The organism is Herbaspirillum sp. (assembly GCF_017744395.1).
Taxonomy (GTDB): Bacteria; Pseudomonadota; Gammaproteobacteria; order Burkholderiales; family Burkholderiaceae_D; genus Herbaspirillum.
Window position 1 is genome coordinate 227,107 of sequence record NZ_JAGIBI010000003.1, and the last position, 15,707, is coordinate 242,813.

Sequence of the window (15,707 nt, forward strand, 5' to 3'; positions counted from 1 at the left end):
AACTGCTAAAATGGCGGGATGATCAAGAGACGTAACGTTCCCTTCAGCTTCTCTGCCGAGGATTCCGACGAATCCGAGGATTCCTTTGGCGGTTTCGATCCCTTCACCCGTGCCAAGATCCGCCGCGCCGCAGCCGCTGCCGCCGTGGCGGCCAGCGAAGGCGATGAGGCCGGCGACGGCGCTCCCGCCGCCGAGGAAGAGGCCAAGGCCCCGCTGGACCTCGACCTGACCGACCATTTCCTGATCGCCATGCCGTCCATGCTGGACCCGATCTTCGGCGGCACCGTGGTCTACCTGTGCGAACACAACCAGAACGGCGCGCTCGGCGTGGTCATCAACAAGCCCACCGACATGACCATGGATGTGCTGCTGGACCGCATCAACCTCAAGCTCGAAATCAAGCCCGACACGCCCGACGCCATGCCCGAGGTGTACCGCCGCCCGGTGATGTTCGGCGGCCCGGTGCAGGTGGAGCGCGGCTTTGTGCTGCATTCGACCTCGGACCAGTTCTCTTCCACGTTGCAGGTGACCGACGGCATCGCCCTGACCACCTCCAAGGACGTGCTGGAAGCGGTGGCGCACGGCAACGGCCCGGCCCGGGTGCTGGTCAGCCTGGGCTGCTCGGGCTGGAGCGCCGGCCAGCTGGAAGACGAACTCGGCCGCAACGGCTGGCTGACGGTGAAGGCCGACCCGGCCATCATCTTCGAGCTGCCGGTGGAAGAGCGCTTTACCGCCGCGCTGGCCCTGCTGGGGATCGACCCGGTGATGCTGTCCGGCGATGCCGGGCGCGCCTGAGGACGCCTTGGAAACCTTGCTGGCCTTCGATTTCGGCTTGAAGCGCATCGGCGTGGCCGTGGGCAATACCGGCCTGAAGCAGGCGCAGCCGCTGGCGGTGATCAACGAACCGACCAACGACGGCAAGTTCGCCGCGGTCGGCAAGCTGATCGCGCAATGGCAGCCCAGGCGCTGCGTGGTCGGCCTGCCGTTGCATCCGGACGGCGCCGAGCACGAGATGAGCGTGCGCTGCCGGCGTTTCGCCAACCAATTGCATGGCCGCTTCGGCGTCGAGGTGGCGCTGGTCGACGAGCGCTATTCGTCGGCCGTGATCGCGCAGCAGCGCGGCGAGCAGATCGACGACCAGGCGGCCGCCATCATTTTGCAGCAATACTTTGACGAGTCCGAAGCATGAGTACAACACCCACCCCGCCTTCCGCGCTCGATGCCGAAGCGCTGTACCAAACGCTGGCGCAGCAGGTCAAGGCCGGCCTGCAGGGCGCGCCCAATGCCGCGCTGGTCGGCATCCATTCCGGCGGCGCCTGGCTGGCCGAGCGCCTGGCCGATGAGCTGAAGCTGGGCGAGCGCCTGGGCTTCGTCGACGTCTCCTTCTACCGCGACGATTTCGCCGCCAAGGGCCTGCGTTCCGACGTCAAGCCCAGCCAGATCCCGTTCGACGTCGAAGGCGCGACCATCGTGCTGATCGACGACGTGCTCTACACCGGCCGCACCACGCGCGCGGCGATCAACGAGCTGTTCGACTACGGCCGTCCGGCGCGCGTGCTGCTGGCGGCGCTGGTCGACCGCGGCGGGCGCGAGCTGCCGGTCGCCGCCGACTTCCTGGCCGCGACGACCACGCTTTCCAAACAAGAAAACCTGCAACTGCAACGCGCCGACGACGGCCGATTCTCCCTGACGGTGGTCCATGCTTAATCCACAACTGAACAAAAACGGCGAACTGCAACACCTGCTGACCATCGAAGGTCTGCCCAAGGCGATCCTGAACCACATCCTTGACACCGCGTCATCCTTCGTCAGCATCGGCGACCGCGAAGTGAAGAAGGTGCCGCTGATGCGGGGAAAAAGCGTGTTCAATCTGTTCTTCGAGAACTCCACGCGCACCCGCACCACCTTCGAGATCGCCTCCAAGCGCCTGTCGGCCGACGTGATCAACCTGAACATCCAGGCCTCCAGCACCAGCAAGGGCGAGTCGCTGCTGGACACCATCGACAACCTGGCGGCGATGCACGCCGACATGTTCGTGGTGCGCCACGCGCAGTCCGGCGCGCCGTTCCTGATCGCCAAGCACCTGATCGACACCAAACAGTCGCACGTCCACGTGGTCAACGCCGGCGACGGCCGCCACGCGCACCCGACCCAGGGTCTGCTGGACATGTACACCATCCGCCACTACAAGAAGGACTTCACCAACCTGCGCGTGGCGATCGTGGGCGACATCCTGCACAGCCGCGTGGCGCGTTCCGACATCCATGCGCTGACCACGCTGGGCGTGCCCGAAGTGCGCGCCATCGGCCCCCGCACCTTGCTGCCCGGCGGCCTGGAGCAGATGGGCGTGCGCGTGTTCCACAACATGGAAGAAGGCCTGAAGGACGTCGACGTCATCATCATGCTGCGTCTGCAGAACGAACGCATGAGCGGCGCCCTGCTGCCCTCGGCGCAGGAGTTCTTCAAGAGCTACGGCCTGACGCCCGAGCGCCTGGCGCTGGCCAAGCCGGACGCGATCGTGATGCACCCCGGCCCGATGAACCGCGGCGTGGAAATCGATTCGGCGGTGGCCGACGGCGCGCAGGCGGTGATCCTGCCGCAGGTGACCTTCGGCATCGCGGTGCGCATGGCGGTGATGAGCATCGTGGCGGGAAATTGAGTTCGGCGATTTTAATCTGCCCTTCGATACGCCGCTGCGCGGCTACTCAGGGCGAACGGAGTCAAAGATTTTAGGTTTCCCCGTTCGGGCTGAGTAGGCCCGAAGGGCCGTATCGAAGCCAGCGCACGGAGTTTGCGTTCAGCAGAAGGTGATTCATGGCCTTTTATGTTTATTTGCTACGTTGTTCGGACGGTAGTTATTACGTTGGCCATACTGACGACATTGAAACACGAATGGCACAGCATCAATCGGCGGCAGTCAGGTCTTACACATCAACCCGGCTTCCTGTCGAATTGCTGAAGTCTGAAAGTTTTGTGACCCGAGAGGAAGCGCTCACGGCTGAACAGCAACTGAAGGGATGGTCCCGCAAGAAAAAAGAGGCATGGCTAGCGGGCGATTTTGAAGAATTAAGACGACTCGGTAAGAAGACATTTAACTGATGAAACTGCATATCAAGAACGGCCGGCTGATCGACCCGGCCAACGGCATCGATGCGCAACAGGATGTGTACGTGGCCGCCGGCAAGATCGTCGGCATCGGCCAGGCGCCCGCCGACTTCACAGCCAACAAGACGCTCGATGCCACCGGCCTGGTGGTCTCGCCCGGCCTGGTCGACCTGTCGGCGCGCCTGCGCGAACCCGGCTACGAATACAAGGCTACGCTGGAGTCCGAGATGCAGGCCGCGGTCCAGGGCGGCGTCACCAGCCTGGTGTGCCCGCCGGATACCGATCCCGTGCTGGACGAGCCGGGCCTGGTGGAAATGCTCAAGCACCGCGCCAAGTCGCTCAACCAGGCGCACGTCTACCCGCTGGGCGCGCTGACCGCCGGCCTCAAGGGCCGTGCCTTGACCGAGATGGCCGAGCTGACCGAAGCCGGCTGCATCGGCTTCTCGCAAGCCGAAGAGCCGATCACCGACACCACCGTGCTGCTGTCGGCGCTGCAATACGCCAAGACCTTCAACTACACCGTCTGGCTGCGTCCGCAGGACCCGCACCTGGGCCGTTCCGGCATCGCCCACAGCGGCCCGGCGGCGTCGCGCCTGGGCCTGTCCGGCGTGCCGGTGATGTCGGAAACCATCGCGCTGTACACCCTGTTCGAACTGATGCGCGCCACCGGCGCGCGCGTGCACCTGTGCCGCATGTCGTCCGCCGCCGGCCTCGAGCTGGTGCGCCAGGCCAAGAGCGAAGGCTTGCCGGTCACCTGCGACGTCGGCGTGCACCACATCCACCTGTGCGACCTCGACATCGGCTTCTTCGACTCCAACGCCCGCCTGACTCCGCCGCTGCGTTCGCAACGCGACCGCGAGGCGATCCGCACGGCGCTGCTGGACGGCACCATCGACGCCGTCTGCTCCGACCACACGCCGGTCGACGACGACGAGAAGCTGCTGCCTTTCGGCGAAGCCTCGCCGGGCGCCACCGGTTTGGAACTGCTGCTGTCGCTGTCGCTGAAGTGGGCGCTGGAGTCCGATGGCGCGGGCAAGGACGTGCTGTCCAAGGCTATCGCCAAGATCACCCACCGCGCCGCCAAGGTGGCGGGCCTGAAGGCCGGCAACCTGGCGCTGGGCAGCGTGGCCGACCTGTGCCTGTTCGACCCCAACGCCATGTGGAAAGTGGAAGGCGCGGCGCTGGCCAGCCAGGGCAAGCACACGCCGTTCCTCGGCTATGAGCTGCCGGGCGTGGTCAAGGCCACCATCGTGTCCGGCCATATCGCCTTCGAGCGCTGACCGCAGTCTCCGTCAACCAGTTGACCACGCCATGTTCGTTTTCCGTCTGCTGCGCCTGATCGCGCATTTGTTCCTGGGCATGGCGATCTGCGCCTTCCTGTTCCCGTTCACATCCGCCAAGGGGCAGGAGGGGCATATCCGCCGCTGGTCGCACAAGTTGCTGCGTATCTGCGGCATCACCGTGAAGATCGACAGCCCTCAGCCGATCCCGCGCTCGCTGCTGGTGGCCAATCACATCAGCTGGCTGGACATCTTCGTGGTCAACACGCTGCAACCCTGCCGCTTCGTGGCCAAATCCGACATCCGCGGCTGGCCGCTGATCGGCTGGCTGTGCGCCAAGACCGGCACCATCTTCATCTCGCGCGGCAAGGCTAGCGACGTGCGCCGCATCTTCAAGGGATTGGTGGAAAGTATCGGGAAGGGCGAGCACGTGGCCTTCTTCCCGGAAGGAACGACCGCATCGCAAGGCACGCTGCTGCCGTTCCACGCCAACCTGTTCGAGGCGGCGATCGACGCCAGGGCACCGGTACAGCCGTATGCGCTGCGCTATGTGGACCGCGAAGGCAAGCTGCATCCGGCCGCCGACTTCATCGGCGACATGACTATCGTGGGCAGCATTCTCGCCATTTTGAAGTCCAGCGGCATGACGGCCGAGCTCAAGCAGTTGCCGCTGATTCCGACCGAAGGCGCACACCGTCGCGACCTGGCGCGCGTTGCACGCGAGGTCATCGCCGGCGGCCTGGGGTATGCGGTGGAAGAGATCAGCCCGGTATCTGCGCCTGCGGGCACTGCACCTGGAACAGGGCCCGATCCGATAACCGCACCGCAGTAAGCTTGCCGCCCCAGACGCAGCCCGTATCCAGCGCGATCAGGTTGGGGCGCATCACCAGCCCCAGCGTCGACCAGTGGCCGAACACCACGGTCACGTCCTCGGTGCGCCGTCCCGGCACCTCGAACCAGGGCATCAGCCCCTCCGGCGCCGAACTAGCGCCTTCCTTCATCGAAAAATCCATGGTGCCGTCGGCCTGGCAGAAGCGCACCCGCGTGAAGGCATTGATGATGCAGCGCAGGCGGTCGTAACCGGCCAGGTCGTCGCTCCAGCGCGCCGGCTGGTTGCCGTACATATGCGTCAGGAAATCCACCCAGCGGTCACTTTGCAGCATGGCCCCCACTTCGCCGGCCAAGGCGAGGGCTTGCGGCAAGTCCCATTGCGGGAGCACGCCGGCATGGACGATCAGGTGGCCTTGTTCATGGATGGCCAGCGGGCGGCGGCGCAGCCAGTCGATCAGCTCGTCGCGGTCGGGGGCGTCGAGGATGTCGTGCAGGGTGTCGTCCTTGTGCAGGGGGCGGATGCCCTGGGAGACGGCTAGCAGATGCAGGTCGTGGTTGCCCAGGACGGCCCGTGCCCGGTCGCCCATGGACATGACGGTGCGCAGGGTTTGCAGGGATTGGGGGCCGCGGTTGATCAGGTCGCCGGCGAAAATGAAATGTTTGTCGTCGGGAGGGCTGATGTTGTCCAGTAAATGTTGTAACTGCTGCCCGCAACCTTGCAGGTCGCCGATTACATAAGTAGGGTACATATTCAGTGGTGCAGCGAGGAATATGGCGCAGGACCTCGATGATCGTGTGTAAATAGGTGCAATGAGGAATCTGCTGCCAAGGAATCCGTCTATATAATGGATGTCCCGATTTCAGGATGAATCAGGGAGCATAGCGGATATGGTCTCAGATTTCCAAAAAAATGAATCAAAGCTCCCTATTGGTGGTTAGGTATGAATTCAGTTAGAGCCGATGGCTTGCCATCCCAAGATAAAAAAATCTCCTTATTCCTGGTCTGGATAATTTTCTTTTCCTATTCGACTTGCCTGGCAATTCTGTTTCAAAAGCTGATATTGCCGGCCATACCGTCATTGCACGGGGGAATGGGATTGCTGATAGGTGATGCTGAGGCATTTCATCATGATGCCCTGTTACTGGCGCAACGAATAAGTACGGAAGGGTGGGCTAGCTGGTCGGCATGGCCAGATCAATATAACACTGGCAATGTGGCGATATTGGGCGCGCTCTATGCTGTGTTTGGTGACGATCCGCTGCTCATGCTGCCCCTGAACGCTGCTATGCATGCATTGAGCGGTGTATTGATCATTGCCTGCGGTTGGCGTTTGGGTGCAAGAAAAGGTGCGCAAATCGCCAGTGTCGTTGTTGGGACTCTTTTTGTAGTTTTCCCGTCCGCATTGAATTGGTATGCCCAATTGCATAAGGATAATTATTCAAATCTGGCTTATTTGCTGATTTTCCATGCGGTACTCAGGGTGGTCCAAGGGAGTGGCCGTAAAGAGTGGACCGCCAGTTTTATTCAAAGCATGATCGGAGCGTGCCTGCTCGCATTTGTTCGGCCCCAATATATCTCAATCTTGTTGTTGTTGATCGGAGTGGCTGCATTTGTCGTTGTTGTTTCCTATGGCGTATTCAGGTTGGAAAATTGGCGACGATTAGGCGTGATTCGTATTGTCATGCTTTTTGTCATCTTGGCATCGATTGCTATGCTCGGAAGAGTGATTAATGCTAACGCCAAATTTGATGCGAAGGTCGAGAATCTGGAAGTGTATCAAGATAGCCTCGCCAGGAAAGATCGCGTCGTTAATGCCTGGCAAGAGACCTCCTGGCTGCCACGCATGATTGATAATCGTTTGAAATCAATAGCCGAACTGCGTGCCGGCATGTTGTTTTATGGCGAAAAAGCGCGTGCGGGTTCCACAGTCGATCCAGATTATCGGATGACTAAAGCCGTTGATGTGCTGGCTTATGCACCGAAAGCTTTGTTGAATGCAGTGTTCGCACCGTTTCCCTCCACCTGGGTGGATGCCCGTTCGCCGACACGCATTGTTGGTGTTTTCGAAATAGCCGTTTGGTTTTTATTGATGCCAGGATTGCTCTTGTATGTATGGAGGCGATCTACGGTCGCTGGTATTGCCATCCTGGCCGCAGTGCTTGCTGTTTTAGGGCTGCTTGGATTGGTGAATACGAATCTGGGAACGTTGCACCGTATCAGATATCCATTTTTGTTCATGCTGATGTTGTTGGGTTCGATCGGCTGGTCCGATGCAGTGGGTAAATGGATTGGCAAGAGGAGGACTTTTCGCAATCGAAGTGCGCCAGAAGCAAAGCCTGTGGTTGCGCAGCCTCTGGAGAGTACGCAGCCTGCAGCAGAAAAAAATGAGCGCTCTCAGTTAGTGCGCATGGGAATATGGGTGCTGGGAATATCGCTGATTGGGTTGGCCGGCTTGTTTCTTCGAGACCTTGTCATGGCAAGGATTTTCGGATTGGGCGCCGTATTGGATGCGGTTCAGATAGGAAGTGTGCTTCCAACCTTTTTTGCCGCATTGTTCTTTGTTCCGCTGACTAATGCGATCACGCCGGAACTGATTCGGCGGCAGGGAATGGATCGTCTCGTGGCGCAGGAGTGGATTCGAGACATTCTTGGCTGGAGTTTAGTCGGAGCCCTCTTGGTGATTGGCTTTTGCCTGTTCTTATGGGAGGAGCAAGGGCGTTCCGGGTTCCATCCCGATGGGGCCAATGCGGTGTTCGGAATGTCCCTGGCCATACTGGCGCTTTCAGGCTGGGTGACTATTGGTAATGCGGTGCTGAATGTGAACGGCATGCAGCGTATGGCGGCGGTCGGGCAAATGCTGGTGCCCTGGCCGCCTATTCTTTTGCTGCTCTTCATGGGGGATGCCGGGGGGGCCATGGTGGTGGCGACAGGCATGGTCGTCGGCCAGTTGCTGAATTTGTTATTCGTGATGCGAAAGGTGAAGGCGGCCGGGTTTGTGTTGTGGCCGCGTTTTGGTCATCGCCCCGTCGTTTCTCGAGATACGGTTTGGGGCTATTTGTCGATTACCGCCACCAGTTTTTTATTCGGCGCGGCAGTGCCGCTGGGAACATGGCTGGCGATGCAACTGGGTACCGGCCATGCCGGAGCGTTTGCGCTGGGGTATAAGATGCTGTCGCTGACCTATGCGGTGGTATCTGCGTTGACGACTGCGGTTGTAGTGCCCTATTTTTCCCGGCATATCGTTGCTGGCGATATGTGGCGCGCCAAGCATGGACTGGCAAAATTGTTGTACATGTCCTTGCTGGTGAGCGTGCCGGCTGCCGCCCTGCTTTTTGGTTTTGCGAACCAGTTTGTCAGCCTGTTGTTTGGCGGCGGCCGCTTCAGTGCGGATGACGCCTATACCGTGGCGAAGGTGGTGCAATTTGCCAGCTTGCAGTTGCCCTTCATGATTTCCAATCTGTTGATTGTCAGATTCGCTGAAGTTTCCTCCCAAGCTTCCCGGGCCTTGGTCATCACGGTCTTGGCGCAGGTGGTGACGCTGTTCCTGGCGATTTACGGATTTGGCGGCCTTGGCGTGGCGGGGGTGGCGTTGGCGGGGTCTGCGGGCGTTATCGCATCGACGGTCTGTTTTTTATTCTTGCTGATCAAGGATGATGTGCTTGGCTGGCTGGATGCGGGACTGAATTTGATAGGATGGTGGCTCTTCCTGACGTTGTGCATGTGTTTGTATTTTTCCAGTGGCGCCGGTGCGGTGATCGTTTGCGTCATTTTTGTGTTGGTAGCCGTGACTGAACTGTTGCCGGCATGGCGGCGGGCGCCGAAGGACGGACAAGAATTATTGGAATCAATGTGAAAACCAAGATGGCCATCGTAGCCACCAGCGAAATGACAATAAAGGCATTCCTGCGTGAACATATCGACGCCTTGCGCCGCCGCCATGCGGTGACGGTTATTGTCAATACCGGTGAACCTGGATTCCTCGCGGCTTTGGGGATGCCGGACGTGCGGGTGATTCCGGTGAATATCGCGCGCCAGATCAGCCCATGGAAGGATTTGAGCGTGTTGTCGGAGCTGGTGCGGATCATGTTCCGGGAGCGTTTCGACATCGTCTTTTCAGTGACGCCCAAAGGAGGCTTGCTCGGCATGCTTTCCGGCTTCGTGGCGCGTGTGCCGGTACGTATCCATATGTTTACCGGCCAGGTATGGGCAACCCGCTCAGGTATGGCGCGCCGCATCCTGAAAGCGGCCGATCGCCTTATCGCCCGCTTGGCGACGCGATTGCTGGTCGATAGCGAATCGCAACGGCTTTTCCTGGTTGAGGAAAAGGTGGTGGCGTCGGCGCGTTGCCGCGTTCTCGCCGAGGGATCGATTTGCGGCGTCGATACGGAGCGCTTCCGGCCAGATGCCGGTGCGCGGGAAATGATCCGCCGCGAGTTGGGGATTGCCGGAGAAGTGCCAGTCGTGTTGTTCCTTGGCCGCCTGAACCGTGACAAGGGTGTGCTTGATCTGGCGCAGGCAATGGCCGATTTGTCTGCGGCCGGACGCGATGACTGGCATTTGCTGGTGGTGGGGCCGGATGAAGGGGGCTTGCGCGCCAGAATGAAGGAAATTTGTGCAATGGCCGCGGAGCGGCTGCATTTTGTGGATTACACGGATCAGCCGCAGAAGTATATGGCGGCTGCCGACATTTTTTGCCTGCCCAGTTATCGGGAGGGCTTCGGTTCGGTCGTCATTGAGGCTGCAGCGGTAGGCGTGCCGGCATTGGCGTCTCGCATCTACGGCCTGACCGATGCTGTCGATGATGGGCGTACCGGATTGTTGTTTGCTGCGGCCGATGTGCCTGATTTGGCTCGGAATCTGTCGAGAATGCTGGATGATCCGGCCTTGCGCCAGGTGATGGGGGAAAATGCCCGGCAAAGAGCTCAGACCTTGTTTTCCAGCAAGGCGGTCACGGCGGCTTTTGTCGCCTACATCGATGCGTGCCGGCAGGAGCGGGAGGCGTCGCGGGTATGAAGCGGGTGTTCGATTTCCTGGTGTCCTTCTGTGCGCTGCTGCTGCTGTCGCCGGTCATTTTGATCGTGGCCGTGCTGGTGCGGCGCTATCTGGGCACGCCGGTTGTCTTTACGCAGCAGCGTCCCGGCCTCAATGAGAAGCCTTTCATGCTCTATAAATTCAGGACGATGACTGACGCACGTGATGCCGCCGGCGATTTGTTGCCGGATGCGCAACGCCTGACGAAGATGGGCAGGGTCATCCGCAGGCTGAGCCTCGATGAGTTGCCGCAATTGTTCAACGTGCTCAAGGGCGACATGAGCCTGGTTGGCCCGCGTCCATTGTTGATGGAATATTTGCCGCTTTATTCGGCCGAGCAGCGCCGGCGCCATCTGGTGCGTCCAGGGATCACGGGATGGGCGCAGGTCAACGGCAGGAACGCAATTGGCTGGGAAGAGCGTTTTGCGCTGGACGTCTGGTATGTCGACCATTGGAGCTGGATGCTCGATATCCGGATTTTGTTCGCCACGCTCATAAAGGTAGTGCGGCGTAGCGGCATCAGCCAGCCGGGGCAGGAGACGATGAGCAAATTTACCGGGACGGCGAATAAGGATGAATAAGAAAATCTTCATCGTTGGCGCAGGCGGCCATGCCAAGGTGGTATTTGATGTCGCGGTCCGGGCAGGATTTGAAGTGGTCGCCTTCGTAGATGATGCGCCGGCATTGTCCGGAACCTTGTGCCGAGGGATTCCGGTACGTTGCGGCGACGCGGCGGTCAGAGAGTTGATCGAACAGGGGATCTCCTGCGCATTGATTGCGATCGGTTCGAATGCGGCCAGGGCCAAGGTCGCTTTGCGCTTGGAAAACCTTGGGGTGCGTTTCGCCGTGGCGGTCCACCCCGCGGCGGTGGTCGACTCCTCAGCGACGATCGGCGCGGGCTCGGTGCTCATGGCTGGCGCAGTCGTCAATGCCGATGCGGTCATCGGCCGCCATTGCATCATCAATACCGCGGCGTCCATTGACCACGACTGCCGGGTCGGCGATGTCGTGCACGTGGCGCCGGGCGTGCGCGTGTGCGGCGATGTGGGGATCGGCGATATGGTATTGGTCGGCGTGGGAGCGGTTATTGTCCCGGGGACGACGATTGGCGCCGCTGCTATCATTGGCGCTGGCGCAGCGGTTGTCGCTGATGTGGAAAAGAATACGATGGTGGCGGGGGTTCCCGCCGTCTTGCAGAAAAGGAACTCCTGAAAATGTCTTTGAGTACTCTGGCTATGTGCGGCGGTACGCCTACGCGCACCCTTGCAACGGCACCGTGGCCACTGTTCGAGCAGGATGAAATCGATGCAGTGAGCGCCGTTTTGTCTTCCGGAAAAGTGAATTACTGGACGGGGCCGCAGTGCCGTGCATTCGAGGATGAATATGCGGCATTCGTCGGTGTACCGCATGCCATTTCCCTGTCCAATGGGACGGTTGCGCTGGAGTTGGCGCTCAAGGCGCTGGGCGTGCAGGCTGGCGACGAGGTGATCGTACCGGCCAAAACCTTCATTGCCTCGGCCAGCGCTGTTGTGACCTGCGGAGCCCGCCCGGTGGTTGCGGACGTGGACCTGCTGAGCCAAAACCTGACGGCCGATACCATTCGTGCGGTGTTGACGCCACGGACCAAGGCCATCGTCATCGTTCACCTGGGCGGGTGGCCGGCCAAAATGGATGCCATCATGGCATTGGCGCGCGAACATGGCTTGTGGGTCATCGAAGATTGCGCCCAGGCGCATGGCGCGGAGATCGACGGCAAGCCGGTCGGCTCATTCGGCGATTGCGGCGCTTTTTCATTTTGCCAGGACAAGATCATTACTACCGGCGGCGAAGGCGGCATGCTGGTGATCAAGGATGAAGCCGTCTGGAAGCGCGCCTGGGCATACAAAGACCACGGCAAGGGATATGACCGGGTGCATCAGGAAAACCACCCCAAAGGGTTTCGCTGGCTGCACGACTCGTTCGGCACCAATATGCGCATGACCGAGATGCAGGCGGCGATCGGTCGCCTGCAGCTGCGCAAGCTGCCTCATTGGCACGCTCGCCGTACAGAAAACGCCTTGGCCTTGCATGAGGGGCTCCAGGACGTTCCGGGGCTGGTGCGTGCGATGCCCGATACGGCTGTGAAGCATGGCTGGTACCGCTATTACGCGTTCCTGGATCTGCCGAAATTGGCGCCAGGCTGGGACTTGGTCGCGGTCGTGGAGGCAATCTCGGCTGAAGGCGTGCCTTGCTTTGTCGGCAGCTGCAGCGAGATCTACCGCGAAAAGGCTTTTGTCGACAACGGCTGGGGACTGCAGCATGCATTGCCCAATGCGGGCCGGCTCACGCAGTCCAGCCTGGCGTTGTTGGTCCATCCGACCTTGTCGGTGTCCGATATGCAGATCGCTGCGGCTGCGATCAAGAAGGTCATGGCCGTGGCGCTTTCGCAAGCGTTGGCTTGAATGACTGTTGGCATTGCCTTCCGGGAGGGGGCTGAAAGTCTGAGGCCGGTTTGAGGGCAGAATCACCTTATCCAGCGCCTCCTCCGAGATGCAGGCAAGGAGGCGCGATTTCTTTCTATCATCAGTTGAGAGGATTGCCGAGATGCGGGGCGTCAAGTCCGGCGCATGGCATGGCCGCGCCTGTCGCCTTGTCGGGGCAAGGCGACAGGCATTTATTTCCCTGGTGGTATTGCTGCGGCAGTGGCCGGTTTGCGCCTAGATGAGAAACTTTATGAAGAACTTGTAATCGGAAAGAATCTGCGGCCGATTGGCCATATATGCGGAAATTCATCCGATGATTTCTTTGGCGCACTGTTTTACACGTGATTCCGGATGCCGCAGGCAATCATGATGTTGGCGCACTCCCGTTATTCCGTGCGAGCCGGCAATTAGTTGCCGATGTTGCGCAGCGTGGACTGCCCCCTGTGGCAGACAATGCCGCCTAATTTTTGGGAAACGATATGACGACGCTGGACAACGCCATTTTCAAAGCTTATGACATTCGCGGCATCATCGGCAAAAACCTGGATGGCCGCGTCGCCTTTCAAATTGGCCAGGCCTTTGGCGCCGCCGCCTTGGCCAAAGGGCAGAAGAAAGTCGTGATCGGCCGTGATGGCCGCTTGTCCGGTCCCGAGTTGGCTGGCGAACTGGCCAAAGGCTTGCAATCGGTCGGCATCGGCGTGATCGACCTGGGCATGGTAGCGACCCCCATGGTCTATTTCGGCACCCATGTACTGGATACCCAGTCCGGCATCATGGTGACCGGAAGCCACAATCCTCCTGACTACAACGGTTTCAAGATGGTCCTGGCCGGCGAGGCTATCCACGGAGAAACTATCCAGGCGCTATACCACGCCATTGTTAAGGGCGGTTTCCCGCAAGGTGCCGGCGGCTATTCCACGCACGACATCAAGGATGCCTATATCAAGCGCATGATCGGCGACGTCAAGCTGGCGCGGCCGCTGAAGATCGCGGTCGACTGCGGTAACGGCGTAGCCGGCGCCTTCGCCGGGGAGCTCTACCGTGCTTTGGGATGCGAAGTCACCGAGCTGTTCTGCGATGTCGACGGCAATTTCCCCAACCACCATCCCGATCCGGCCCATCCTGAAAACCTGCAGGACCTGATCCGCTGCCTGCAAGCGACGGACAATGAGCTGGGCCTGGCCTTCGATGGCGATGGCGACCGGCTGGGCCTTGTGACGAAGGACGGCCAGATCATCTATCCGGATCGCCAACTGATGCTGTTTGCCGCCGACGTTCTCAAGCGCAATCCGGGCAGCGAAATCCTCTATGACGTCAAATGTACCCGCCACCTTGCGCCGTGGATCTCGGCGCGCGGCGGCAAGCCTCTGATGTGGAAGACCGGTCATTCGCTGGTCAAGGCCAAGCTGCGCGAAACAGGCGCTCCGCTGGGGGGCGAGATGAGCGGCCATATCTTTTTCAAGGACCGCTGGTTCGGCTTCGATGACGGCTTGTATGCCGGTGTCCGCATGCTGGAATTGCTGGCGCGCGAAGCCGATCCATCGGCCGCGCTCAATGCGTTGCCGCAATCGGTCAGTACTCCGGAGTTGCACTTGAAGCTGCAGGAGGGAGAGAATTTTGAGCTGATCGGGAAGCTGCAAAACGACGCGAAGTTTGACGGCGCGCAAGAGATCATCACCATCGACGGCCTGCGCGTGGAGTATGCTGATGGTTTTGGGCTGGCGCGCTCGTCCAATACCACACCGGTCGTGGTGCTGCGTTTCGAGGCCGAGACGCCGCAGGCGCTTGCGCGCATCCAGGGCGAGTTTCGCAAGGTGATCCTGGCCGCGCGTCCGGACGTGGCATTGCCGTTCTGATCAGGTAAGATGCTGGCCCACGGAATAAAGAAGATACAGTGGGCTAGCCTTGAAAATCCTGATCGTGCGTGTCTCCTCGCTGGGAGACGTCGTCCATAACATGCCGATGGTGGCCGATATTCGCCGCCATTTCCCTGACGCCCAGATCGATTGGGTGGTGGAAGAGGCATATACCAGCCTGGTCCGGCTCAATCCCCACATCCGCAACATCATCCCGATCGCGCTGCGGCGCTGGCGCAAGACCCTGTTCTCGGACGCCACGCGTACCGAAATGGCGGCATTTTGGCGCAGGCTGCGCGCTGAATCCTACGACATCGTATTCGATACCCAGGGCCTGATGAAGACCAGCGTGGTCATGCGCATGGCGCGCCTGGTTCCCGGCGGGCACCGCGTCGGCTTGGCCAACGCCACGGAAGGTTCCGGCTACGAACCGTTGTCGCGCATCTTCCATGACCAGAGCATCAAGGTCGGTTTGCATACGCACGCGGTGATGCGCGCGCGCCTGGTGGCCGCCGATGCGCTGGGCTACCGGCCGGAAGGCCCCGCCGACTTCGCCCTTGGCTCGCCCGAACCGCAGCGCTTGCCCTGGATGCCGGCACGGCCCTACGTTGTGTTCTTCCATGGCACTGCGCGCGCCGCCAAGCAATGGCCACAGGCAGGATGGGCCATGCTGGGTCGCGCACTATCTGAACGGGGGCTGCCGGTACTGTTGCCTTGGGGCGGCGAGAAAGAGCTGCAGGCTGCGCAGACGCTGGCCTGCCAGATTCCCGGAGCCGAGGTGCTGCCGGCGCTGCCGCTGATGGAGGCGGTCGCTCTGGTACAGCAGGCGCATCTGGTGGTGGGGCTTGATACCGGGCTGACCCATATCGCGGCGGCGTATTGCAAGCCGACCGTGGAGATTTATTGCGACTCGCCGCGCTGGAAGACTGAAGGCAACTGGTCGCCCCGCATTATTAACCTGGGCGATGATGGCGCCCCGCCAGGCGGCGAAGAGGTGTTGGCGGCAGTGGATCGCTTGCTTGCCTGATAACAAAGGCCGTCGAATGGCATACGTTGAGGCAGCTCAAATCCTCTCATGAAACCCGTTTGAAGTATCTCACAGCCATATGCGGCGGGCGTTTTGGCGCTGTTTGCCGGGCTC

The 15,707-nt window shown here is 60.5% G+C and carries 15 protein-coding genes; 14 read left to right on the top strand and 1 reads right to left on the bottom strand.

The window, feature by feature from the left end; genetic code table 11:
• The first annotated feature begins 18 nt into the window (after nt 1-18).
• The 7 genes from J7548_RS09850 (at nt 19) to J7548_RS09880 (ending at nt 5,217) form a co-directional block, all read left to right on the top strand.
• On the top strand, nt 19-795 hold the full coding sequence (locus J7548_RS09850) for a YqgE/AlgH family protein (RefSeq protein ID WP_290973906.1): 777 nt from the start codon (nt 19-21) through the stop codon (nt 793-795).
• 7 nt (nt 796-802) lie between these two features.
• A complete protein-coding gene (gene ruvX / locus J7548_RS09855) occupies nt 803-1,189 on the top strand; it encodes a Holliday junction resolvase RuvX (protein WP_290973909.1) in 387 nt (128 codons plus the stop codon).
• A complete protein-coding gene (pyrR, locus tag J7548_RS09860; protein ID WP_290973912.1) occupies nt 1,186-1,707 on the top strand; it encodes a bifunctional pyr operon transcriptional regulator/uracil phosphoribosyltransferase PyrR in 522 nt (173 codons plus the stop codon). The genes ruvX and pyrR overlap by 4 nt, the downstream gene beginning before the upstream one ends.
• On the top strand, nt 1,700-2,659 hold the full coding sequence (locus J7548_RS09865; RefSeq protein WP_141914558.1) for an aspartate carbamoyltransferase catalytic subunit: 960 nt from the start codon (nt 1,700-1,702) through the stop codon (nt 2,657-2,659). Before pyrR ends, J7548_RS09865 begins: the two co-directional genes overlap by 8 nt.
• 155 nt (nt 2,660-2,814) lie before the next feature.
• Nucleotides 2,815-3,099: a GIY-YIG nuclease family protein gene (locus tag J7548_RS09870; protein WP_290973918.1), complete on the top strand. Its 285-nt coding sequence runs from the start codon at nt 2,815-2,817 to the stop codon at nt 3,097-3,099.
• Entirely contained in the window at nt 3,099-4,385 is a 1,287-nt protein-coding gene (locus J7548_RS09875) for a dihydroorotase (RefSeq protein ID WP_290973920.1), read from the top strand. Before J7548_RS09870 ends, J7548_RS09875 begins: the two co-directional genes overlap by 1 nt.
• Nucleotides 4,386-4,416: 31 nt before the next feature.
• Nucleotides 4,417-5,217 carry a lysophospholipid acyltransferase family protein gene (locus J7548_RS09880; RefSeq protein ID WP_290973922.1) on the top strand — a complete coding sequence of 267 codons (801 nt, stop codon included), beginning with the start codon at nt 4,417-4,419 and terminating at the stop codon, nt 5,215-5,217.
• Here J7548_RS09880 and J7548_RS09885 read toward each other — a convergent pair.
• Nucleotides 5,147-5,965 carry a symmetrical bis(5'-nucleosyl)-tetraphosphatase gene (locus J7548_RS09885; RefSeq protein WP_290973925.1) on the bottom strand — a complete coding sequence of 273 codons (819 nt, stop codon included), beginning with the start codon at nt 5,963-5,965 and terminating at the stop codon, nt 5,147-5,149. The two genes, J7548_RS09880 and J7548_RS09885, sit on opposite strands and share 71 nt — an antisense overlap.
• A gap of 192 nt (nt 5,966-6,157) precedes the next feature.
• Here J7548_RS09885 and J7548_RS09890 point away from each other — a divergent pair, with 192 nt between their 5' ends.
• The 7 genes from J7548_RS09890 to waaC all read left to right on the top strand — a co-directional run bounded on the left by J7548_RS09890 (nt 6,158) and on the right by waaC (nt 15,593).
• Nucleotides 6,158-9,070, top strand: a complete 2,913-nt coding sequence (locus J7548_RS09890; protein WP_290973928.1) for a lipid II flippase MurJ — start codon at nt 6,158-6,160, stop codon at nt 9,068-9,070.
• The gene (locus tag J7548_RS09895) at nt 9,067-10,230 is read left to right on the top strand and encodes a glycosyltransferase family 4 protein (RefSeq protein WP_290973931.1); all 1,164 of its coding nucleotides are present in this window, start codon (nt 9,067-9,069) and stop codon (nt 10,228-10,230) included. Before J7548_RS09890 ends, J7548_RS09895 begins: the two co-directional genes overlap by 4 nt.
• On the top strand, nt 10,227-10,829 hold the full coding sequence (locus J7548_RS09900; RefSeq protein WP_290973934.1) for a sugar transferase: 603 nt from the start codon (nt 10,227-10,229) through the stop codon (nt 10,827-10,829). Before J7548_RS09895 ends, J7548_RS09900 begins: the two co-directional genes overlap by 4 nt.
• On the top strand, nt 10,822-11,460 hold the full coding sequence (locus J7548_RS09905; protein ID WP_290973937.1) for a NeuD/PglB/VioB family sugar acetyltransferase: 639 nt from the start codon (nt 10,822-10,824) through the stop codon (nt 11,458-11,460). Before J7548_RS09900 ends, J7548_RS09905 begins: the two co-directional genes overlap by 8 nt.
• Before the next feature lie 2 nt (nt 11,461-11,462).
• Nucleotides 11,463-12,689: a DegT/DnrJ/EryC1/StrS aminotransferase family protein gene (locus J7548_RS09910; RefSeq protein WP_290973940.1), complete on the top strand. Its 1,227-nt coding sequence runs from the start codon at nt 11,463-11,465 to the stop codon at nt 12,687-12,689.
• Between the two features lie 500 nt (nt 12,690-13,189).
• A complete protein-coding gene (locus J7548_RS09915; RefSeq protein WP_290973943.1) occupies nt 13,190-14,566 on the top strand; it encodes a phosphomannomutase/phosphoglucomutase in 1,377 nt (458 codons plus the stop codon).
• A 49-nt stretch (nt 14,567-14,615) separates the two neighbouring features.
• Nucleotides 14,616-15,593, top strand: coding sequence for a lipopolysaccharide heptosyltransferase I (gene waaC, locus J7548_RS09920; RefSeq protein WP_290973946.1), 978 nt, complete (start codon nt 14,616-14,618; stop codon nt 15,591-15,593).
• Nucleotides 15,594-15,707: the final 114 nt, after the last annotated feature.